At 64.6% G+C, this 21059-nt stretch carries 23 protein-coding genes and 1 tRNA gene; 16 read left to right on the top strand and 8 right to left on the bottom strand.

The features are described 5' to 3' along the window. Window positions 1-104: 104 nt before the first annotated feature. Window positions 105-977, bottom strand: coding sequence for an HhH-GPD family protein (locus CGLAUT_RS10415; protein WP_290187135.1), 873 nt, complete (start codon window positions 975-977; stop codon window positions 105-107). Here CGLAUT_RS10415 and CGLAUT_RS10410 point away from each other — a divergent pair. Both CGLAUT_RS10410 and CGLAUT_RS10405 read left to right on the top strand, forming a co-directional pair. Beyond that, the gene (locus tag CGLAUT_RS10410) at window positions 976-1578 is read left to right on the top strand and encodes a carbonic anhydrase (RefSeq protein ID WP_290185055.1); all 603 of its coding nucleotides are present in this window, start codon (window positions 976-978) and stop codon (window positions 1576-1578) included. The two genes, CGLAUT_RS10415 and CGLAUT_RS10410, sit on opposite strands and share 2 nt — an antisense overlap. A gap of 9 nt (window positions 1579-1587) precedes the next feature. Further along, window positions 1588-2274: a hypothetical protein gene (locus tag CGLAUT_RS10405; RefSeq protein WP_290185054.1), complete on the top strand. Its 687-nt coding sequence runs from the start codon at window positions 1588-1590 to the stop codon at window positions 2272-2274. 7 nt (window positions 2275-2281) lie between these two features. Here CGLAUT_RS10405 and radA read toward each other — a convergent pair whose 3' ends face one another. Together radA and CGLAUT_RS10395 are read right to left on the bottom strand one after the other, a co-directional pair. Next, window positions 2282-3640, bottom strand: coding sequence for a DNA repair protein RadA (gene radA / locus CGLAUT_RS10400; RefSeq protein WP_290185053.1), 1359 nt, complete (start codon window positions 3638-3640; stop codon window positions 2282-2284). A 6-nt stretch (window positions 3641-3646) separates the two neighbouring features. Next, complete coding sequence (locus CGLAUT_RS10395; RefSeq protein WP_095661178.1) at window positions 3647-4192, bottom strand: hypothetical protein; 546 nt, start codon at window positions 4190-4192, stop codon at window positions 3647-3649. Between the two features lie 159 nt (window positions 4193-4351). Between CGLAUT_RS10395 and CGLAUT_RS10390 the strand changes: the two genes are divergently transcribed. The 8 genes from CGLAUT_RS10390 to CGLAUT_RS10355 all read left to right on the top strand — a co-directional run bounded on the left by CGLAUT_RS10390 (window position 4352) and on the right by CGLAUT_RS10355 (window position 11723). Further along, the gene (locus tag CGLAUT_RS10390; protein WP_095660667.1) at window positions 4352-4939 is read left to right on the top strand and encodes a CarD family transcriptional regulator; all 588 of its coding nucleotides are present in this window, start codon (window positions 4352-4354) and stop codon (window positions 4937-4939) included. Then, complete coding sequence (ispD, locus tag CGLAUT_RS10385) at window positions 4935-5648, top strand: 2-C-methyl-D-erythritol 4-phosphate cytidylyltransferase (protein WP_095660666.1); 714 nt, start codon at window positions 4935-4937, stop codon at window positions 5646-5648. Before CGLAUT_RS10390 ends, ispD begins: the two co-directional genes overlap by 5 nt. 197 nt (window positions 5649-5845) lie before the next feature. Beyond that, on the top strand, window positions 5846-7300 hold the full coding sequence (locus CGLAUT_RS10380; RefSeq protein ID WP_290185052.1) for an HNH endonuclease signature motif containing protein: 1455 nt from the start codon (window positions 5846-5848) through the stop codon (window positions 7298-7300). A gap of 23 nt (window positions 7301-7323) precedes the next feature. Beyond that, window positions 7324-7917, top strand: coding sequence for a Type 1 glutamine amidotransferase-like domain-containing protein (locus CGLAUT_RS10375; protein ID WP_290185050.1), 594 nt, complete (start codon window positions 7324-7326; stop codon window positions 7915-7917). Window position 7918: 1 nt separating this feature from the next. Continuing rightward, the gene (ispF, locus tag CGLAUT_RS10370; RefSeq protein ID WP_290185048.1) at window positions 7919-8392 is read left to right on the top strand and encodes a 2-C-methyl-D-erythritol 2,4-cyclodiphosphate synthase; all 474 of its coding nucleotides are present in this window, start codon (window positions 7919-7921) and stop codon (window positions 8390-8392) included. 31 nt (window positions 8393-8423) lie between these two features. Then, complete coding sequence (gene cysS, locus CGLAUT_RS10365) at window positions 8424-9773, top strand: cysteine--tRNA ligase (protein ID WP_290185047.1); 1350 nt, start codon at window positions 8424-8426, stop codon at window positions 9771-9773. Then, complete coding sequence (gene rlmB / locus CGLAUT_RS10360) at window positions 9774-10721, top strand: 23S rRNA (guanosine(2251)-2'-O)-methyltransferase RlmB (RefSeq protein WP_095660661.1); 948 nt, start codon at window positions 9774-9776, stop codon at window positions 10719-10721. A 27-nt stretch (window positions 10722-10748) separates the two neighbouring features. Then, a complete protein-coding gene (locus CGLAUT_RS10355; protein WP_290185045.1) occupies window positions 10749-11723 on the top strand; it encodes a LacI family DNA-binding transcriptional regulator in 975 nt (324 codons plus the stop codon). Here the strand turns inward: CGLAUT_RS10355 and CGLAUT_RS10350 are convergent, their stop codons facing one another. From CGLAUT_RS10350 to thrE, 3 genes are all read right to left on the bottom strand, one after another. Then, window positions 11724-12182, bottom strand: a complete 459-nt coding sequence (locus tag CGLAUT_RS10350; protein WP_290185043.1) for a hypothetical protein — start codon at window positions 12180-12182, stop codon at window positions 11724-11726. A 1-nt stretch (window position 12183) separates the two neighbouring features. Next, window positions 12184-12573 (bottom strand): histone, encoded by a 390-nt coding sequence (locus tag CGLAUT_RS10345; protein ID WP_290185042.1) that lies wholly within the window; start codon window positions 12571-12573, stop codon window positions 12184-12186. Between the two features lie 65 nt (window positions 12574-12638). After that, window positions 12639-14099 carry a threonine/serine exporter ThrE gene (gene thrE, locus CGLAUT_RS10340; RefSeq protein WP_332461811.1) on the bottom strand — a complete coding sequence of 487 codons (1461 nt, stop codon included), beginning with the start codon at window positions 14097-14099 and terminating at the stop codon, window positions 12639-12641. Between the two features lie 81 nt (window positions 14100-14180). Between thrE and CGLAUT_RS10335 the strand changes: the two genes are divergently transcribed. The 3 genes from CGLAUT_RS10335 (at window position 14181) to CGLAUT_RS10325 (ending at window position 16507) form a co-directional block, all read left to right on the top strand. Further along, window positions 14181-14253, top strand: a tRNA-Thr gene (locus tag CGLAUT_RS10335). Between the two features lie 144 nt (window positions 14254-14397). Continuing rightward, complete coding sequence (locus CGLAUT_RS10330; protein ID WP_095660656.1) at window positions 14398-15105, top strand: response regulator transcription factor; 708 nt, start codon at window positions 14398-14400, stop codon at window positions 15103-15105. A 22-nt stretch (window positions 15106-15127) separates the two neighbouring features. Beyond that, window positions 15128-16507 carry a sensor histidine kinase gene (locus CGLAUT_RS10325; protein ID WP_095660655.1) on the top strand — a complete coding sequence of 460 codons (1380 nt, stop codon included), beginning with the start codon at window positions 15128-15130 and terminating at the stop codon, window positions 16505-16507. Here CGLAUT_RS10325 and CGLAUT_RS10320 read toward each other — a convergent pair. Continuing rightward, a complete protein-coding gene (locus CGLAUT_RS10320) occupies window positions 16470-16880 on the bottom strand; it encodes an HIT family protein (protein WP_095661176.1) in 411 nt (136 codons plus the stop codon). The two genes, CGLAUT_RS10325 and CGLAUT_RS10320, sit on opposite strands and share 38 nt — an antisense overlap. 31 nt (window positions 16881-16911) lie before the next feature. On the opposite strand from CGLAUT_RS10320, the gene purD reads away from it, so the two are divergent. Both purD and purB read left to right on the top strand, forming a co-directional pair. Continuing rightward, a complete protein-coding gene (purD, locus tag CGLAUT_RS10315; RefSeq protein ID WP_290185041.1) occupies window positions 16912-18186 on the top strand; it encodes a phosphoribosylamine--glycine ligase in 1275 nt (424 codons plus the stop codon). Beyond that, window positions 18179-19624, top strand: a complete 1446-nt coding sequence (gene purB / locus CGLAUT_RS10310) for an adenylosuccinate lyase (RefSeq protein WP_290185039.1) — start codon at window positions 18179-18181, stop codon at window positions 19622-19624. Before purD ends, purB begins: the two co-directional genes overlap by 8 nt. 4 nt (window positions 19625-19628) lie before the next feature. Here the strand turns inward: purB and CGLAUT_RS10305 are convergent, their stop codons facing one another. After that, the gene (locus tag CGLAUT_RS10305) at window positions 19629-20150 is read right to left on the bottom strand and encodes a hypothetical protein (protein ID WP_290185038.1); all 522 of its coding nucleotides are present in this window, start codon (window positions 20148-20150) and stop codon (window positions 19629-19631) included. A gap of 19 nt (window positions 20151-20169) precedes the next feature. On the opposite strand from CGLAUT_RS10305, the gene CGLAUT_RS10300 reads away from it, so the two are divergent. Further along, window positions 20170-21057, top strand: a complete 888-nt coding sequence (locus tag CGLAUT_RS10300; protein WP_290185036.1) for a phosphoribosylaminoimidazolesuccinocarboxamide synthase — start codon at window positions 20170-20172, stop codon at window positions 21055-21057. The last annotated feature ends 2 nt before the right edge of the window (window positions 21058-21059 follow it).

Below are 21059 nucleotides of genomic sequence, written 5' to 3'. Positions count from 1 at the left end.
GTAGTACACCGGAGTCTGGGAGTCCGCTGGCCGGGGGGGCCGTAGAGTATCCCGTGCGAATGCTGGGGGTCTATCTCAGGTTGGGAAATGGCGTGTTCAGGCGCTTACCGGGGAAGGTGGAACAGGCCGTGCTCGTCTTGGACCGCAAGGCCGTCGTCAAGCAGTGAGAAGAGCGCACGGGAGCGCTGCGCCGCGTCCGGCCACACCACGTCGATCGCTTCCTGCGGCACCGGCGCATCCGCGTCGCGCAGCACCCGCATGATCTTGCCGCGCACCTGCCGGTCGGTGCCCGCGAACTTCTGCGTGGGAAGCTTCACCTCGCCGGCAGGTTTGCCGGCCGACACCCATGCGCATTCGCTGACCGGGCACTTTTCGCACTTCGGGGCACGCGCGGTGCACACCAGCGCGCCGAGCTCCATCAGGCCGACGGAGAACTCCGGGCCGTTTTCTACCGGCAGCAGCGCCGCCACCTCGGCGATCTCGGCCTTGCGCGGCTTCGCGTTCTCCTCGCCGCGCTCGGCGCGGGCGTACACGCGGCGTACGTTCGTATCCACCACCGCCACGTTCTGCCCGTACGCGAAACACGCCACCGCCCGCGCGGTGTATTCGCCGATCCCCGGCAGCGCGAGCAGGTCATCGACATCGTCGGGGACGGTGCCACGGTGATCGTCGACAATCGCTTGCGCGCACTCCTTGAGCCGCAGCGCGCGGCGCGGGTAGCCGAGCGTCCCCCACGCGCGCAGGATCTCGTCGGTGCCGGCCGCCGCGAACGCCGCCGGCGTCGGCCAGCGCGCGATCCACTCCTGCCATATCGGGGCGACGCGCTCGACCTGGGTCTGGTGGCTCATCACCTCCGACAGCAGCACGCCCCACGGGGTCACCCCCTCGGCCCGCCACGGCAGGTCGCGCACATTTTCGCAATACCACGCAATGATTTCGGCAGATTTGATCACAATGAGTGCCAGAATATAGCCCATGCCTACATCAATGACATCGCGCGAGGTCTGGGACACCCTCCTCGCCGGCAACGAGCGCTTCGCCACCGACAACCTCGCCACCCCGCACCGCGACGCGAGCCGTCGCAACGAAATCATCAGCGGGCAGGACCCAATTGCGGCAGTCGTCGCGTGCAGCGATTCGCGGGTTCCGGTCGAGTTGCTTTTCGACGCCGGACTCGGCGACATCTTCGTCATCCGCACCGCCGGAGGCTGCGTCGACTCTGCGGTGTCCGCATCGGTCGAGTACGCGGTGGATGTGCTTGGCGTGCCGCTAGTTCTGTTCCTTTCCCACGAGGGCTGCGGTGCAGTCGGCGCGGCTGTCAAGGCCGTGAACAACTCCGAGATCCCTTACGGCCTGACGCGCGTGTTTGTGGAAAAGATCGCACCGTCTGTGATCGAGGCGCACAGCAAGGGCCACACCGACCCGGCCGAGATCGAGGCGGACCACGCCCGCATCATGGCAGAACACTTGGAGGACCGTGCGCCCGCGGTGAAAACCCGCGGTGTGGGCGTTGTGGGTGCAAGGTACCGGCTGGACACGGGCCGCGTCGAGACCGTTTATGAGCACTTCGGTAGTTAAAGTGAGGGCATGACAAACCAGCGACCGCACCCACCTGAGATCTACATGCGCCGCAGGGTCGCGGCGCTCGTCGTCTTGCTGGTGCTGGCCGCGTTAATCATCTGGGGGCTGAGCGCGTGGGCAGGCAACTCCGGCGGCGACGACGAGGCCACCTCCGCCACAGCCACCGAGCCGGCCCCGGTCACCGAGCCGACGGTGCCGGCGCCCGAAGAAAGCACCTCTGCTTCGAGTGAAGCCTCTTCGACGGTGTTGAGTACTGCGGCGTCGACGGAGCCGTCGTCAAGCGAAGAGCCTCTTGCAAGCGGCAAGTGTGAGCTTTCTGACCTGCGAATTTCCGCTTCAAGCGACAAGCCTTCCTACGGTCCGGACGAGCAGCCGACGTTCTACATGATGGTGGACAACCCGACCGACACCGACTGCGTGCTGGATATTAGCGACGGGGACCTGCGGTTCGAGGTCTACGACATGGCCACCAACCAGCGCGTGTGGGCGGATACGGATTGCTACCCGTCGGTGACCACCGGGCGGCAGACGTTTGAGGCCGGCACCGAGAAGCCGTTCGAGGCGCGCTGGTCGCGTGCCGACTCGAAGCCGGGGCAGTGCGACGGACGCCAGCCGGTGCCGGCGGGGTCGTACTACCTGCACACGGTGATCGGCGATAACGCCTCCGACGCGATGCCGTTCAACTTAAGTTAGTGCTGGGTTAGAGTCCGGCGAGGATTTTCACGGCCTCTGCGAGGGTTTTGGCTTCGTGGACGCGCAAGCCGTCGAACGCAAGGGGCTCGTCAAGCTTTGGGACGATCGCTTGCGTGTAGCCCAGCCGCGCTGCTTCTTGCAGCCGGCGGCCGAGGTTGGGAACGCGGCGCAGTTCTCCTGCGAGGCCGACCTCACCGATCACCACCGTCTTGGGTGGCAACGGCTGTTCGTGCAGGCTGGACCAGGTGGCGAGCGCGACTGCGAGATCGGTGGCGGTCTCTGTGATGCGCACGCCCCCGACGGTGGCCACGTAGGCGTCCTTGTCGTTGGTGCGCTCGCCGCAGCGCGCTTGGAGCACAGCGAGCACCATGGGCACGCGGTTCGCATCAAGCCCGGTGACCACGCGGCGCGGCGACTTGTTCACCGGGTCGACGGTGAGCGCTTGCACCTCAGCGAGCATCGGGCGCACGCCGTCCATGGCCACGGTCACCGCGGAACCGTCCGGGGTCTGGCCGCGGTGCGAGAGGAAGAGCCCGCTGGGGTCGGGTACCTCGCGGATGCCGTCGGCGGTCTGCTCGAAGCAGCCCACCTCGTCGGTGGCGCCGAAGCGGTTCTTGATGCCGCGCAGCATGCGTAGCGACGACTGCCGGTCACCCTCGAAGTTCAGCACCACATCCACCAGGTGCTCGAGCACGCGCGGGCCGGCGACGTTGCCGTCCTTGGTCACGTGCCCCACGAGCAGGATGGGCAAGTTAGTGGTCTTGGCAAGCGTGGTCAGCGCTGCGGTGACCGCGCGGGATTGCGCGACGCCGCCCGCGACGCCCTCGACACCTGCGGCGTGCATCGTCTGCACCGAGTCCACGATGAGGAGGGAGGGCTTCACCTCATCAACGTGGCCGAACACGGTGTCCAACTGGGATTCGGCGGCGAGAAACAGCGTGTCCTTCAGCGCGCCGGTGCGTTCCGCACGCGCGCGAACCTGGCCGGCGGACTCTTCGGCGGTGACGTAGAGCGCGCGGCGGTCGTTACCCGCCCACTTGCTGGCCACCTCCAACAGCAGAGTGGATTTGCCCACGCCAGGTTCGCCCGCCATCAAGACGACGGAGCCCGGCACCACGCCGGAGCCGAGGACGCGGTCAAGTTCCCCAATTCCCGACTTGATTGTGTGCGTCGCGGTGGCGTTTATCGCCGTGATCGGCTGGGCTTTGGTAGTTGGGGTTAAAGGTGCCGTCGATAAGCGGGGGGCTCCTTGAGCTTCCTGCTGAAGGGTGCCCCACGAGCCGCATTCCGGGCAGCGGCCGAGCCACTTAGGCGACGTGTAGCCGCACTCAGAGCAGGTGTGGACCACCCGCTGCTTTTTGGCCACTAGTGGTTACTTGGTGATGTCGCGGTCGCCCTCACCAGCCGGCAGCAGCGGCGCAGACACGGTGGCCGGGACGTTCAGGGTGCCGGCGTCGAAGGTGAACTGCACGTCCACGTTGCCTGCGTAGGCGAAGTCCTGGTTCGGCAGGGTGGTCTCGATGTACTGGAAGCACTCGTTGTCGTACCGCGGCATGCGCTCGAGGCCCTCGGCGGAATCGCCGACGATGACGCAGTTGTAGCCCATCGCCTTCGGCGCCGGGCTGAAGTTGACCTCTTCGCCGTTGACGGAGACCGACTGCAAGGTGTGCTCCGCCATGGACGTGTCCTGGTTGGTGGCGGCGAACTTCAGGGCGGCGGTGCCTTCCTCGGAGAGCACGACCTGAACGTCCTGTACGGAGACCTCGTCGTTCTCGGTGAACGCGGTTGCACCGTCCACAGCTGCTACCTGGCTGGAGGTCTGGGTAATCTGACCAGCGGAGCAGCCGGCGAGCGCCAGCGCAGAGGCGGCGACGAGAGCGGCGACCGGCTTCAGGGACTTCACGAGGGTGTCCTCCATCATTTCGTTGCTAGGCAATTAATTGGCAATTCTGCACATTTACATTAGTCGCAGAGTGGGCAGATTGTGCATTTATGGGTGGGGTAAACTTTTGGCAGTGGGTGAACGCGGGGGCCTGTACTGTTAAATGGTCACGTAAACAAGCGCGAGGAGAGTTGCATGGAATTCAAAGTCGGCGAAGTGGTTGTGTACCCGCACCACGGCGCTGCGAGGATCGCAGACATTGAGCAGCGCGAGATCGGCGGCGAAAAGCTGGATTACCTCGTGCTGCAGATCCTCCAGTCCGACTTGGAAGTTCGCGTGCCTATCAAGAACACCGAGCTTGTCGGTGTGCGCGACGTGGTCAATGAGGAGGGCCTGCTGAAGGTCTTCTCGGTGCTGCGCGAGACCGACGTTGAAGAGGCCGGCAACTGGTCGCGGCGCTACAAGGCGAACCAGGAGCGCCTGGCTTCCGGCGACATCAACAAGGTGGCCGAGGTTGTGCGCGATCTGTGGCGCCGCGACCAGGGCAAGGGCCTTTCCGCAGGTGAGAAGCGCATGCTTGGCAAGGCGCGCCAGATCCTCGTGGGCGAGCTGGCGCTGGCGGAGCCGGTGGATGAGGCCAAGGTGTCCGAGATGGAGTCACGCATCGGCGAGATCATCGAGGAGCAGATCAAGGCCGGCATCATAGAGGATCCGGAAGACATCCTCGACGACGACCTGGATATGGACGACATCTCCTTCGACGACGAGGACGACGAAGATTAGTCGACGCGTCGTTGCCGTTGTCGCCGCCGCCGGGCAAGGCACGCGGCTTGGCGCGGCGGTGCCGAAAGCGTATGTGCCGCTGCGGGGGCGCTCGCTACTCGAGCGGTCGGTGACGGCGATGGAGACCTCCGGGGTCGTCGACTCTGTGGTCGTGGTGGTCAGCCCCTCCATGGAACCCGTCGCGCGCCGCTTGCTTCAGGGGCATTCGGTCACCTTCGTGCACGGGGGAGCGGAGCGGGCCGACTCAATCTGGAATGCACTCAGGGCAATTTCGCTTGACGACGGCTGCGTGCTCATCCACGATGCCGCCCGCGCCCTCACCCCACCGGGAATGATTGCTCGCGTGGCACGGGCCGTGTTGGAGGGTGCCGACGCCGTCGTGCCCGTAGTGCCGGTGGCGGACACGATCAAGGTGGTGTCGGGGGACGCGGTGACGTCGACCCCAGACCGTTCTTCCTTGCGCGCGGTGCAGACGCCCCAGGGCTTTGATCTTCGCACGTTGCGCGCGGCGAACGAGGCGTACTTCTCCGGTGCGCAGGATTTTGTGGCCACTGACGATGCATCCTTGATGGAGTGGTTCGGCGTGGACGTGCGCACCGTGCAGGGCGACCCGATGGCGTTCAAGATCACCACCCCAATCGACCTGCGGCTGGCCACCTCCATCACCGATGAGGTTGAGCCGACTGTGTTTGAGGTTCCCAGCGAGTAGCTGACATGTTCGAACGGCCCCGGCGAAGTGTTGTCGGGGTTTTGTAGTCTTTGGGTTGGCATCACGTTGGTGTTCGGGTGCGGCAGGTCGTCGATAAGCGATGCGAAAAGTTTTTCGATGTGACGCTTGTGCTTTCGAATGGCTTTCGATATTATTGCCTGTAGTTGGCTGGGGTTAATTCGGGAAGGGGTGAGACGATGAGCTATTTCGCGACAGAGCGCGAGGGCGATGAGCTGTGTGCGGCTGGGCAACGCGCGCGCGACGTGGAGTACGAGGTGTTTGCGCGCTATGCCGAGGCGGAGTTCGCGGAGCTTGACCTGGAGCTCGAATGTCGGCGGGTCGGGGAGGCGTTTGGACGCAGCAAAGCATGGGTTGAGCAGGCGATCTTGGCGTACTACCGGCTCGGGGAATTACCGGCGCTGAAGGCCCTGCAGGCGGAGACTCGCCGGTTGGATGTTGTGCGGCTGGATGCGATCGGGGAGACCGTCGACCGGCTGCACAACCTGCCACGCGAGGAGGTGCTCGAAGAGCTCGATGCGTTCCTGGTCGAGATGTTCACGCCGAAGAAGGCTGGGCAGATTTTGCCGTCGGCAATGGCGATTCGTCGCAGACTCAATGAGCTGGTGCGCAAGATCGATGCCTCACTAGCTCCCGATCCGAAGAAGACCAAGCAGCGTAAGGACGAGAAGGACAGGCCGCTCGGTGCGTGCGAGACCACGTTCTATGGTCTGAATGATCTTGAGGCGGGTCTGAGCATCACCGGCAACGTTGGCGTCATCGCCTCGATGGAGCGCTACGTCGACCGGGTGGCCAAAGAGGGCAAGCTGACGCAGAGCGAGGCGGTCCAGGCCATCCTCACTGGCCAGTTGTGCACGAACACCAAGATAGTTTTGCACGTGTTCGCGCAGAAGACGGATCCGTCGTCGTACTTCATACCCAACTTCGGCTGGACCGACGCTGACGGTACCGCGTGGCTTGAATCGCTGATGGAGGAGTCCCCGCCACAGATCATCGACCTCGACGCTGCCGCGGCATCCGTCACCGATGCCTACGTGCCCACCGACGCTATGAAGGCGTACGTGCAGGCGCGCGACGGCACATGTGTGTATCCGGGGTGCGATGTGCCCTCAACGAAGTGCCAGCTGGACCATCGCATTCCGTTCGACGACGGCGGCCCGACCACGCCCGCGAACCTGTTCTCACTGTGTCAGCGCCACCACAACATCAAGACCGATCGACGTGCGTTCTACGTCCCGGACCCCGCAACGGGGGAAATCGTGTGGCTGTTTGCCGACGGCACCTACTCCGTCGTAGCGCCGAACGGCATCCTCGAAGAATTCACTAGCCCGGACAAACCACGCTGGCGACAGACGATCGCTCAGCGCCGCGAACGCAAGGCCGTGATCGCTGAGTTCAACGCGCGGTGCCATGCTGCGGTCGAGCGATTCGAGGCGGACAACGACTACGAGGCGTGCGTTGCCGAGCTGGGAAAGCTCGAGAAAGCCAGCGGCCTGAAGTTCCAGTACTGGCCGGAGGAGCCGATGGATCTGAAGATGCACCCGAACGAATGGAAAGAACTGCTTCGAAGCGCTTACCTGGACGGGCATATCACTGCAGAAGAAGCCGGGATCGAAGAACCGGTGCCGTTCTAAGCGAACTAGGTACGGTGGCTGACATGAAACTGCTTCTCGCATCTTTCCTCCACCCGCGATTGAGCGAGTTCTTCGACGGCGAGGTGTTGTACATCAACGATGCCGCGAAGAACATGGATGGCACTCCATTCGTCGAAGAGGAACGACGGGCACTCGCGGAGTGCGGAGAGCCCACGACTGAGGTGAGCGTCGCTGAGCTCACGACCGAGGAGTTCACAGCGCTGCTCGACCGCTGCTCCGGCGTCTACGTGGCAAGCGGCGAATCCTTCGAAGTGCTCGAGGCGTTGAAACGCAACGGCAACGACAAGGTGTTGGCCGACGCGGTCAGAGCCGGCCTTCCGTACGCGGGGTCATCCGCTGGCGCCGTGATTGCCGGCCCGACCCTCGAGCACACACCGCCGATGGATGAACCCGCCGAGGACCTCAACCTCACCGACTTCAGCGGGCTCGGGCTGGTCAAACACTGCATCATTCCGCACGCCCAGGGCACGCTGGGGCCCTACCCGGCGTCCATGATCGGCGGCATGGTGGAAAAGTACGCAGCGGACTACCCGCTGCTTCTGCTGCGAGACGGTCAAGCATTGCTTGTCGACGACCAAGGGGAGCACCTGATCTGACATGACAAACCTGCGAGTGGGCAGCGCATTTGACGCGCATCAAATCCAACCCGGTAAACCATGCTGGATCGCCGGCATCCTCCACCCAGACTTCGACGGCTGCGAGGGCCACTCCGACGGCGACGTGGTCAGCCACGCAATCGTTGACGCGGTGCTTTCCGCGTGCGGCTTGGGCGACCTCGGCTCGTTCGTTGGCGTTGGCCGCCCGGAGTACGACGGGGTGCGCGGCGTGCAGTTGCTCGGCGAACTGCGCGGGCTCCTCACGCAGCACGGCCACACCGTGGTCAACGTCTCCGCTCAGCTCATCGCCCAAACCCCCAAAATGGCGGCTATGCGGGAGGAGTGCGAGCAAGTGCTTAGCGACGCCCTCGGTGCGCCCGTCTCCATCTCCGCAACCACGACCGACCACATGGGTTTCACGGGCAGCGGCGAGGGCCGCGCCGCGATCGCGACTGCGCTGGTGGAGCTTGCTTAACGACGCCTGCGTGTGAACTAGAGTTGGCGCTGTGACTCAACGCATCTACGACACCGCCACCCGCACGCTCCGAGACTTCGAACCGGTCAAACAAGGCCACGTCTCGATATACCTTTGTGGGGCAACGCCGCAGGCCAAGCCGCACATTGGGCACCTGCGCAGCGGTGTCGCGTTCGACATTGTCCGGCGCTGGTTCATGGCGCAGGGCAACGACGTCGCGTTCGTGCGCAACGTCACCGACATCGACGACAAGATCCTGACCAAGGCAGCGGAACACAACCGCCCCTGGTGGGAATGGGTTTCCACCTACGAGCGCGAGTTTACCCGGGCGTATGACGCGCTCGGAGTCTTGCCGCCGTCGGTGGAGCCGCGCGCGACCGGCCACGTGACGCAGATGGTCGACTACATGCAGCGGCTGATCGCCAACGGCTACGCCTACGAGGCGGACAGCTCGGTGTACTTCGATGTGAACGCTTGGGTGAACGCGGGCGGGGACTACGGATCGCTTTCCGGCAACCGCCCCGACGAGATGAACCAGGGCGAAACTGACAACCGGGGCAAACACAATTCGCTCGACTTCGCGCTGTGGAAAGCCGCGAAGCCGGGTGAACCGCACTGGCCGACACCCTGGGGCGACGGCCGCCCAGGCTGGCACCTGGAGTGCTCGGCGATGTCCACCTGGTACCTCGGTGAGGAGTTCGACATCCACGGCGGTGGCCTTGACCTGCAGTTCCCGCACCACGAGAACGAGCAGGCGCAGTCGCACGCGGCGGGCGACAAGTTCGCCAACTACTGGATGCACAACCACTGGGTGACCATGGCCGGGGAAAAGATGTCGAAGTCCATCGGCAACGTCTTAGACATCGATTCGATGCCGGTGCGCCCCGTGGAGCTGCGCTACTACCTGGGTTCGGCGCATTACCGCAGCGTGCTGGAGTATTCGCCGGAATCGCTCGCGGAAGCGGCGGCGGGCTATAAGCGCATCGAGGACTTCGTCAAGCGCGCCGGCATCCCGGAGCCGACGACGTGGACCGAGGGCTTCGCAGAAGCCATGAACGACGACTTCGCCGTCCCGCGTGCACTCGCCGAGATCCACAACCTCGTCCGCGAGGGCAACAAGGCCGACGACACCGCCAAGACCGAGATCGCGGCCCAAGTGCGCGCGATGGCGAGTGTGTTGGGGATTGATCCTGGCGTGTGGGAGGATGCGTCGACAAGCAATGAAGCCCTGGGTGTGCTGGTGGAAGCTGAGCTGGAACGCCGCGCCGAGGCTCGCAAGAACAAGGATTGGGCCGAGGCTGACGCGGTGCGCGACCGGCTCGCGGCGGCGGGCATCGAGGTCACGGACACACCCGAGGGCCAGAAATGGGAGATGAAGTAGATGGCGAAGCCGTACGAGCGCCCCGATAAGCAAAAGAAGAACAAGAAGGGCCCGACGAAGGGTTCGGGCGGGCAACGCCGCCGCGGGCTGAAGGGCAAGGGCGCGACCCCGAAGGCGGAGGACCGCGTCTACCACGCGGCGCACAAACGCAAACTGGAGCAGCAGCGGCGCGCGCAGGGCCGCCACGAGCGGGAGAAAGCGGACCTGGTCGTCGGCCGCAACCCGGTCGTGGAGTGCCTGCACGCGAAAGTGCCGGCGGAGGCGCTGTATGTGGCGCTCGGCACCGCGCACGACGACCGCCTCAGCGAGGCCGTGACGCTGGCGAACTCGAAAGGCCTGCCGGTGCACGAGGTGCAGCGCAGCGTGCTCGATGAGATGACCGGCAACGGCATGCACCAGGGCATCGGCCTGAAGATCCAGCCGTACAAGTATGCGGACGTGTTCGACCTGATCGCGGGCGTCAACGACCGCCAGGAGACCGGCATGTTCGTGGTGCTGGATAACATCACTGACCCGCGCAACCTCGGCGCGGTGATCCGCTCGACGGCGGCGTTTGGCGGCCACGGCGTGATCATCCCGGAGCGCCGCTCGGCGCAGGTCACGGGCGTTGCGTGGCGCACCTCGGCGGGCACTGCGGCGCGCCTGCCGGTGGCCAAGGCGACGAATTTGACCCGCACCATCAAGGAATTCAAGGACAACGGCTACGTCGTCGTCGGCCTCGACGCGGGCGGCGAGCACACCCTGGATACCTTCGATCAGGCGACGGACCCGGTGGTCATCGTCGTCGGCTCCGAGGGCAAGGGCATCTCCCGCCTCGTGCGCGAGAACTGCGACGTCATCATGTCCATCCCGATGGTGGACTGGGTCGAGTCGCTCAACGCTTCCGTCGCGGCGGGCGTTGTGCTCAGCGAGTTCGCGCGTCAGCGACGTCAGCCAGGAAATCAGTAAGCAGCTGTACGCGTTACTATCGGCCGTATGCCCTCGCTTGCTTCGATTGCCGCAGAAGTTGGTGTGTCTCGAACGACCGTCTCCAACGCGTACAACAACCCGGAGCAGCTGTCGAAAGCGCTGCGTGAGCGGATCCTGGCGGTGGCAAAGGCGCGCGGGTACGCGGGGCCGGATCCGATGGCGCGCTCGCTGCGCACGCAGAAGACCGGGGCAATCGGGGTAGTGCTCACTGAGGCGCTGAACTTCGCGTTCGAGGACAAGGCCTCGGTCGACTTTCTCGCGGGATTGTCGGATATTCGGGATTATTCGCTGACGCTGATTCCCGACGGCGCGAGCATGCACACCGCGATTGTGGACGGCATAGTGGTCTACTCCGTGCCCAGCGAAGATCCCCAGCTTGCGGATGCGCAGGCGCGGGGACTTCCGCTGGTGGTGTGCGACCAGCCGAAGGATGTCGAGGTGCCGTTTGTGGGCATCGATGACCGCAAGGCGATCAAGCCCGCGGCCGAAGCGCTGGTGCGCGCCGGGCACCGCCGTGTCGGGATTCTGGCGAAACGGATGTTCTCCGAGCCGTACAACGGCGAAGTTGAAGACGTCTCCTCGGCGGATCTGGTGGTGCAGCGCGAGCGCGTCCTTGGCGCACAGGAGGTGCTGGGGGAGGTGCCGGTGGTCACGCGCCACCTGAACGACCCGGATTCCGCCGCCGACGGCGCGCGCGAGCTGCTCGGCCTCTACCCGGATCTCACGGCCGTTTTGTGCACCACGGACTCGATGGCACTCGGCGTGTTGGAGGCGTTCGGCGAAACGCTTTCGGTCACCGGTTTCGACGGCATCGAAGAAGCCAGGCTCCGCGGGCTCACCACCGTACTGCAGCCGAATCGGCGCAAGGGGGAAGCGGCGGGGGTGATGTTGCGCTCGCTTATCGACGGTCGCCCTACCGGCCCCGAACGCATCATCCTGGACACCGACTTCGTGCCCGGCAGTACCGTGTTTGAGGTGTAGTCAGAGGCGCCGCAGCCAGATGCTCGGCGGGTTGACTGCGTCGGGCGAGAGCACGACGCGCAGCTCTTCTTCTGAGGGTTTCGCCATTGCGATCGCGGTGCCCGGCTTGAGAAGCTCAGCCAGCTGATTGTGGGTGTGTCGGGCGCCACCGATGCACGAGTCGTCGTTAGTAATTGCCCCGAACTCGACAGTGTCGATGGCTGTGACCTGCTCATCGTCGTTTTGGCTTAGCGTGCCGGTGACCTCTGCGCACGGGGTGGTGCCGGCGAAGGTGGGGGTGTCTTTGGTGTCGGTGAGTCGGACATTCACCGTGCCGGCAGCATCGGCGGGGAGGTTACCTGGCAGATCCGGCTCAGCGTAGATGGCGACAACCTGCCACGTTTCCTGCTGCGCCGAGGAACACGCAGTGACGGCGGCAGGGAAGCAGAGCGCGGCGGCGAGGAGAGCGGAACGCTTCAACCTAGTCCTCGGTGGTCGAGCTCTTCTTCGCGGCCTTTTTGGTGGCCTTCTTCGTGGTTTTCTTGGTGGCCTTCTTCGTCGCCTTCTTGGTGGTCTTTTTCGCGGCCTTCTTGGTCGCCTTCTTCTTGGAAGCCTTCTTTGTGGACTTCTTTGCCGTAGTCTCTTCAGCTGCGTTGTCGCCGGACTCGGCGAGCTCCTGCTCGCGCTGCTCGTTGTAGCGCTTGTACACGAAGCCCTTCGGCTCAACGCCCAGCATGGACATCAGGGTGACACCATCGTGGAAGTCCTCGGCGTAGGTGGCCACAATCCGTCGCGCACCGGACGCCGTCTGCTCCTCCATCTCGATGACGGCATCGGAAGCGGGGCGGGAATCGGTGATCTTCGGTGGCACGTGGGCGGTCCTTTCTTTGCTGGGTGATTCTCGAGGTAACTCTCGGGACAGTCTAGCGCGCCCAACTACCGCTTCTTGCGACGCGGGCGCTCCGCCCTGCGGATCTGTTGGAAGGTGACGCGGCCCATCCGCTTGATGGCCCGGTACGGGCGGTAGAGCTGTGGGGCGCGGATGCGGCGGGCGAGCCACTCGCCAAACACCACGCCGCCGGCGAGCGCCATGCAGACTGCGATAGCGGAGAAGATGTTGCTCATGCCCACGACCATCTGCTCGTTCAGCACGGCGTACATGCCGCGGTAGATGCCGGAGCCTGGCAGGAACGGGGTGACACCGGCGACTGCCGTGATCACCGGCGGGATCATCAGGCGGCGGGCAATCAAACCACCGGCAAGGCCGACGACGGTGGCACATGCCGCGGTGGCGAGGAAGCGGTCTGTGCCAAACGGCAGCAGGAACACGTAGTACATTGCGGAACCTGCGGCGGCGGTGATGAAGCTGACGATGATGGCGGTGCGTTCCGCAAAACAGGTGATCGCGAAGGCGGCGGCAGCGGTGGCGGAGCCGAAAATGCGCCACAGGACACCGTCGAGTGAGGGACGCGGGGCCATAGTTTCCACCGGCGGCAGGCTCACGCCGACGATGTCGGTGAAGTAGAGACCCATTGCCACGCCGGCGACAATCCCGCCCGTGTTTAGCGCGGTGTTGAAGAACCGCGCTGAGGCGGTGAGTGGGGAGCCGGTCACGCCGTCGAGAAGCGATTGCACCAACGTTAGACCTGCGAGCAGCACCACAATGCCCGACGCAATGACCTGGCTGGGCACGACCGTGCGGCCGATTGAGGCGGCGAAGTCGTAGAAGATCGCGGCCGGGATGGTGGCAATGAAGCCGCCGAGGACGCAGTGGTAGAAGTACGGCAGGTCGTTGCGAGAGAGGACTTTGTTGAAGCCCATGATGAGGAAAGCGGTGATACCGCCGACAAGCGCCATGAGAAGGTCGCCGCCGAGCAGGATCGACACCGCCGCACCCATGAACGCACAGCCCAGCAGGAAGCGAGTGTTGCGGTATGGGATCGGGGAGCGGTCGATGTCGTCGAGGATCTTCTCCGCCATCTCGGGGCGCGTGGCGCCGGCGCGGATGGAGCGGATCAGGCGGTCGGCTTCCTGGAGCTTGTGGTAGTTCTCCGAAAGCATGGTGACCACGCGGAAGACGGTGACCGGGGTGCGGTCTTTACCGCCGATGACGGCGTTCATGGTGATGGTGTTCACCGTGATGTCGACGTGGCAGTAGTGCAGGCCGTACGACGAGGTCACGGTGCGAATCTGCGCAATCGCATCCGACGAGGTAGTGCCGTTGGCCATGAGGATCTCGCCGATGCGCGCGCCGATCATCATCACAGCAGCCACCTGATTGGGATCTGTCAGGTCGACCGGGGCGAGGACTGAGGGTGGGGGAGAGGTGCGGGCTTCGTCGATTGTCGCCACGCGTTGGCGCGAGCCGCGCATTCTGTCCCACAGTCCATTTACCACGCGACACACACTAACTCGTGGCACCGTTTCGCGCAGGTGCGGGGCCCGTGTAGGCTAATTCGAGCTTGAAAAAGCGCGACTGCTGGAGTGGCGCAATTGGTAGCGCAACGGTCTTGTAAACCGTAGGTTGCGGGTTCAAGTCCCGTCTCCAGCTCTCTTTTTCGTTTGGGTGGGATCAACGGGGGACCGTCGTCAAGCAAAATGCTCTTGACTTCGCGCGACACGTACAGCGAGTGTGCAGGAAACGTTCAGCGTGAGGGTGTTCAATGTCCTGTGGTTCTTGAATAAAGGAGTGGTAATGGCTGAAAATCCGCAGGGTGTGAAGGTGCTTGTCGTTGATGATGAGCCGAATATCGTCGAGCTTTTGACGGTCTCCCTGAAATTCCAGGGGTTCGATGTGGAGAGCACGAACTCCGGACAAGAGGCGCTCGAGCTCGCGCGCACCTTCAAGCCGGATGCCTACATCCTGGACGTGATGATGCCGGGCATGGATGGCTTTGAGCTGCTGGGCAAGCTGCGGGGCGAAGGCTTGGAAGGTCCCGTGCTCTTCCTGACCGCGAAGGATTCCGTGGAGGACCGCATCCACGGCCTGACCATCGGCGCCGACGACTACGTGACCAAGCCGTTCAGCCTCGAAGAGGTGATCACCCGCCTGCGCGTGATTCTGCGCCGCGGAAACGTCACCGAGGACAGCGGCGAGGACGCCACCCTGCGCTACGCCGACCTGACGCTGAACGACGAGACCCACGAGGTGACCAAGGCCGGCGAGATCGTGGAGCTTTCGCCGACCGAGTTCAACCTGCTGCGCTACCTCATGCTTAACGCGGAGGTCGTGGTGTCCAAGGCCAAGATCTTGGATAATGTGTGGCACTACGACTTCGGCGGTGACGGCAACGTGGTCGAGTCTTACATCTCCTACCTGCGCCGTAAGATCGACACCGGCGACGTTCCGCTGATTCACACCGTGCGCGGTGTGGGCTACGTGCTGAGGACGCCGCGCTCCTAAACCGCAACAGCCCGTTAACGCCATGCCCTCCCCTTCCGTCTACTCCGTGCGCAAGCCGCTGCAGAAACGGCTGGTGACGCTCGTGGTGCTCACCGCCGCGCTGGCGATGCTGATCAGCTTCACCTTCGTGTTCTTCCTGATGCGCAGCTTCCTGTACCAGCGGGTGGACGAGCAGCTCAAAGACGGGCTGGACACGTGGGTGGGCCAGTCCGCGCCGCTGATCCCCAGCTACGGCGCCCCGAGCGATTTCCACCAGATGATCTGGCGCCCGGAGTACGGCTCCTTCGAGCCCATCACCTCGACTACGCCGCCTGACTACGAGCAGCTGAGCGACTTTGACAAGGCACAGACCATCGGCTCGGTCACAGGCTCTGAGTTCAACCGACAATGGCGCGCGATGGCCCGCGAGGAATCCAACGGCACCGTGCGCATGGTGGCCAAAAAGCTCGACGCGGAGCGACGCACGCTCACCGGTCTCGCACTCACGGAAGGAGCCATCGGGCTCTTGGCGACGTTGGCGATCATCCTCATTGGGCGCCGCCAAGTCGCGAACGCGCTTGCGCCCCTACGTGAAGTGGAGCGCACCGCCCTGGCAATTGCGGGAGGCGACCAAGACCGGCGCATCCCCTCGTGGTCCCGCGACACCGAAGTGGGCAAGCTCTCATACGCGGTGAATACCATGGTCACCCAGCTGCAGGACACGGTGACGGAAGCAGAAGCGAAAGAGGAGCAAATGCGCCGCTTCGTCGGCGACGCCTCCCACGAGCTGCGCACCCCGCTCACCAGCGTGCGCGGGTACGCGGAGCTCTACCGCACCGGCATGGCCCCGGACGCGGACATGGTGCTGAACAAGATCGAGGAGGAATCCGCCCGCATGCAGCTGCTGGTGGAGGATCTGCTCGCGCTCACCCGCGCGGAGGGTGCGCGTCTGGAGAAACGGCCGGTGGACATGCTCGGCACTGTCACCACAGCCGCCAGCACGGCGAAGGCGGCCTTTCCTGGCCGGGTGGTCAACATCAACCACGACTGCACCCGCCAGCCGGTGGTCGACGGCGACCCCGACCGCCTGCACCAGGTGCTGCTCAACCTGATTACCAACGCGTTCAAACACGCCGGCGAGGACGCGGTGGTCACGATTACCCTGCGCGACAACCTTGACCGGCTGTCCATCGACATCGCCGACGACGGCGTCGGCATGAGCCAGGAGGATGCCGAGCACATCTTCGACCGCTTCTACCGCGCAGACACTTCACGCACCCGCGCCACCGGCGGCTCGGGGTTGGGCCTGGCGATTGTGAAGTCCATCATCGAGCAGCACGACGGCACGGTCAGCGTGGAAACCGCGCCAGGCAAGGGTTCGACGTTTACGCTGTCGCTTCCACTGCCTCGCGAAGCCGCGTAGCCGCCTCGTCCATCTTCGCTTCGTCGACCGAGTCCGGATCCATCGCGGTGGACAGGTCGTAGCCCGACATGTCATTGGCGGGGAAGACGTGGATGTGCGCGTGCGGCACCTCGAAGCCGGCGATCAGGTAGCCGGCGCGCTCGGTACCGAAGACGTCGATAATGGCTCGGCCCACGTTCTGCGCAACCTCGTTCAGGTGCGCCCACAGCTCCGGCGAGAGGTCGGTCCACTTATCCACCTCTTCGACCGGCACGACCAGCGTGTGGCCGTACGCCACAGGCGAGATGGTCAAGAACGCGGCCACGGTCTCGTCGCGGTAGACAAACCGGCCGGGCAGCTCGCCGTTGATGATCTTGCTGAATACTGTGCTCATGACGCCCAACGCTACCTGTAAATTTGAACCCATGCGCATCCTTGTCATCGGTTCGGGCGGCCGGGAACACGCCCTGCTCACAGGCCTTTCCGGGTACCAGCACGAGCTCACGGTCGCGCCGGGCAACGCCGGTATGGCAACGCTCGCCACGGTCCGCGAGGTGGACGTGGCCGACCCGCAAGCCATCCTCAAGCTCGCACAGGACATCGACGCCGAACTCGTGGTCATCGGCCCGGAGATCCCACTGGTGGCAGGCGCCGCAGACGCACTCGAAGCAGCCGGCATCAACGTCTTCGGCCCGAGCGAGGCCGCCGCCCAGCTCGAGGGTTCGAAGGCGTTTGCCAAGGAGGTCATGGCAGCCGCGGGCGTGCTCACCGCCTCCGCGACCCGCATCGAAACCGCAGAGGAGATCGACGCCGCCCTCGACGAATATCAGGCGCCCTACGTGGTCAAGGACGACGGTCTGGCCGGAGGCAAGGGGGTCGTGGTCACGGAAGACCGTCGAGAAGCAATGGCCCATGCTGAGGCCGTGATCGCCGCGGGCAACCCGGTGCTCTTCGAGAGCTTTCTCGAAGGCCCCGAGGTGAGCTTGTTCTGCCTGGTTGACGGCGAGACCGTCGTGCCGCTGCTGCCTGCGCAGGATCACAAGCGCGCGCACGACAACGATGAGGGCCCGAACACCGGCGGCATGGGCGCGTACACGCCGCTGCCGTGGCTGCCGGAGGATGGTGCCCAGCGCATTGTCGCCGAGATCGCCGAGCCGGTCGCCCGCGAGATGGTCGCGCGCGGCACTCCCTATCACGGCCTTTTGTATGTCGGCGCCGCCTGGGGCCGCTCGGGCCCGGCAGTCGTCGAGTTCAACGCCCGCTTCGGTGACCCGGAGACCCAGGCGGTGCTCAGCTTGCTGGAAACCCCACTCGCCGAGGTGTTAGAAGCAGTTGCTTGTCGACGCCTCGCCCAACTGCCATCCCTGACCTGGAAGCCGGGATACGCCGCAACCGTGGTGCTGGCTGCGGGAGGCTACCCGCAGGCCGCCCAGACCGGCGACGTGATCACGGGCGAAAACCTCGACGACCCGTCGAAGGTGCTGCACGCTGGAACTGCGGATCGCGATGGACACTACGTGTCCGCGGGCGGGCGCGTGCTCAACGTGCTTGGCCAAGGCGAGACGCTGGAAGAAGCGGTGGCCAACGCGTACGCCGAGATCGAGCAGATTGGGCTGCCGGGGTCGTTCTACCGCTCCGACATTGCGCGAGCAGCCATCGAGGGCGCGATTGCCGTGGTGGATAATGAGGACCATGTCTAACGCGCCTACATCTGCCAAGCCTGCTAACGCCAACGTCCTGTCCAACCGCTACGCCTCGCCGGAGATGGCGACGCTGTGGAGCGCGGAGCACAAGATCGTGCTCGAGCGCCAGCTGTGGATCGCGGTGATGAAGGCCCAGGCCGAGCTTGGCGTGGAGATCCCGGCCGAGGCAATTGCCGCCTACGAGGCTGTGATCGACCAGGTGGATCTGGAATCGATCGCGGAGCGCGAGCGCGTCACCCGCCACGACGTGAAGGCGCGCATCGAGGAGTTCAACGCGCTTGCGGGCCACGAAGAGATCCACAAGGGCATGACGTCCCGCGACCTCACCGAAAACGTCGAGCAGCTGCAGATCGTGCGCTCGCTGGAGCTCACCCGCGATAAAGCGATCGCGCTGCTGAAAGCGGTGGGCAACCGCGCGGGCGAGTACAAGTCGCTGGTGATGGCAGGCCGCTCCCACAACGTCGCCGCGCAGGCGACCACGCTGGGCAAGCGCTTCGCCTCTGCGGCTGATGAGATCCTTGTCGCTGTTGAGCGCATCGAAGAGCTGTTGGGCCGCTACCCGCTGCGCGGCATCAAAGGCCCGATGGGTACCGCGCAGGACATGCTTGACCTGATGGGTGGGGACGAGGAGAAGCTTGCCCGCCTGGAGCGCGGCATTGCTGGGGGCCTGGGCTTTGAGCGGGTCTTGGATTCAGTCGGCCAGGTTTACCCGCGTTCGCTGGACCTCGATGCGGTAAGCGCGCTGGTGCAGCTCGGCGCGGGTCCGTCCTCGCTGGCCACCACGATCCGCCTGATGGCCGGCAACGAGACCGTCACCGAAGGTTTCAAGGAAGGCCAAGTTGGCTCGTCCGCGATGCCGCACAAGATGAACGCGCGTTCTTGCGAGCGCGTCGGCGGCTTCCAGGTCATCCTGCGCGGCTACCTCACTATGGTGGCGGATCTCGCCGGCCAGCAGTGGAACGAGGGCGACGTGTTCTGCTCCGTGGTGCGCCGCGTGGCGCTGCCGGATGCCTTCTTCGCCATCGACGGCCAGCTGGAAACCATGCTCACCGTGCTCGACGAGTTCGGCGCGTTCCCGGCGATGATCAACCGCGAGCTTGACCGCTACCTGCCGTTCCTCGCCACCACCCGCATCCTGATGGCGTCGGTGCGCGCGGGGGTGGGCCGCGAAACCGCCCACGAGGTGATCAAGGAACACGCTGTGTCCATGGCGCTGGACATGCGCGAAAACGGCGCGGAGCAGAACCTCATTGAGCGCCTCGCCGCCGACGACCGCCTCCCGCTGGATCAGACTCAGCTCGAGGAGGCGCTCAGCGATCGCCACGCCTTCATCGGGGCCGCAGAGTCGCAGGTCGATCGCGTGCTGGAGCGGGTGCAAAAGCTTGTCGACGCCCACCCGAACGCCGCCGACTACACCCCCGGCGAGATCCTCTAGAGCGCTACTTCCAGGTGACGGTGTTGGTGCCGCTCACCTCGACCTCGGTAGCGGGTTCACCGTAGAGCCCGAACCACGAGGCGAACGCTGTGTTGTACGTTTTGCCGACCTTGAGGTCGCCGGTGTAGCCGGACGGCTCATCGTCTTTCAAATCGCAGACCTTGGCGTCCTCGCCGGGCTGAAAGAAGTTCGCTTTCTGCTCGCCGTTGCGCATGGTGAACTCGGGCATCTGCACCGTGACATCCACCGGGTAGTCGCCGATGAAAGTGGGCGTAAATGTCACGGGGTAGCAGTGCACTTCGGGATAGTCGGGGGTGGCGTCGACAAGCACTGGCTTGAAAACGGTGACCTCCCAAGAAACCGGAACCCCGTGCGCGGTGTCGAGGGTGACCACCTCAGCGCTGGCGCCGAAATCCTGCGTGGAGTCTGGGGCCCCGGGGACATCGCCGGAGTACGGGCTGGGTGGCGACGTGCAGGCGGTGAGAATGCACGCTACGGCGAGGACGGCAGGCGCGCGCTTGAGCATGGGGAATATACTAGCCCGCATGCCAGCAGAGCTCTCTGATTACCAGCACATCTCCGGCGGGAAAGTCCGCGAAATCTACGAATTGGACCCAGATCACCTGCTCTTGGTGGCCTCCGACCGCATCTCCGCGTTCGACTACTCGCTTGAGCCGGCGATCCCGGATAAAGGCCGCATCCTCACCGCGACATCGATGTTTTTCTTCGACCTGCTCGACGTGTCGAACCACTTGGCCGGGCTGATCGATGACCCGCGTATTCCCGAGGAGGTACTCGGGCGCGCGATGGTGGTGAAGAAGCTCAACATGGTGCCGTTTGAGTGCGTGGCGCGCGGCTACCTGACTGGCTCGGGCAAGAAGGAATACGACGCCCGCGGCAAGGTCTGCGGCGTGGCGCTGCCGGAGGGCCTGACCGAGGCCTCCAGGCTGCCGGAGCCGATTTTCACCCCGGCGACGAAGGCGGAACAGGGCGACCACGACGAGAACGTGACGTTCGAGTACATGGCGAGCGAGATCGGCGGCGAGCTGGCGGAGAAACTGCGCGAGCTCACGCTCGAGGTGTACACGCGCGCGGCGGAGCACGCGGAAAGCCGCGGGATCGTCCTCGCGGACACGAAGCTGGAGTTCGGTATCGACGCCGACGGCACGGTGGTATTGGCGGATGAGGTGCTCACGCCGGATTCCTCGCGCTACTGGCCGGCGGATTCCTACGAGGAAGGCAAAGTGCAGCCCAGCTTTGACAAGCAGTATGTGCGCAATTGGCTCACCGGCCCGAAGGCGGACTGGGATCCGGAATCTGGCCTCCAGCCGCCGGAGTTGCCGGGCTCGGTGATTGAAGCGACGCGCGATCGCTACATCGAAGCCTACGAGCGCCTCTCGGGGAAGCGCTTCGCAGACTGGGTGGGGAACTAACC

This window comes from Corynebacterium glaucum, from assembly GCF_030408855.1.
In the GTDB taxonomy this organism is placed as follows: Bacteria; Actinomycetota; Actinomycetes; order Mycobacteriales; family Mycobacteriaceae; genus Corynebacterium; species Corynebacterium glaucum.
This window is presented reverse-complemented; position numbering and strand designations above follow the sequence as displayed.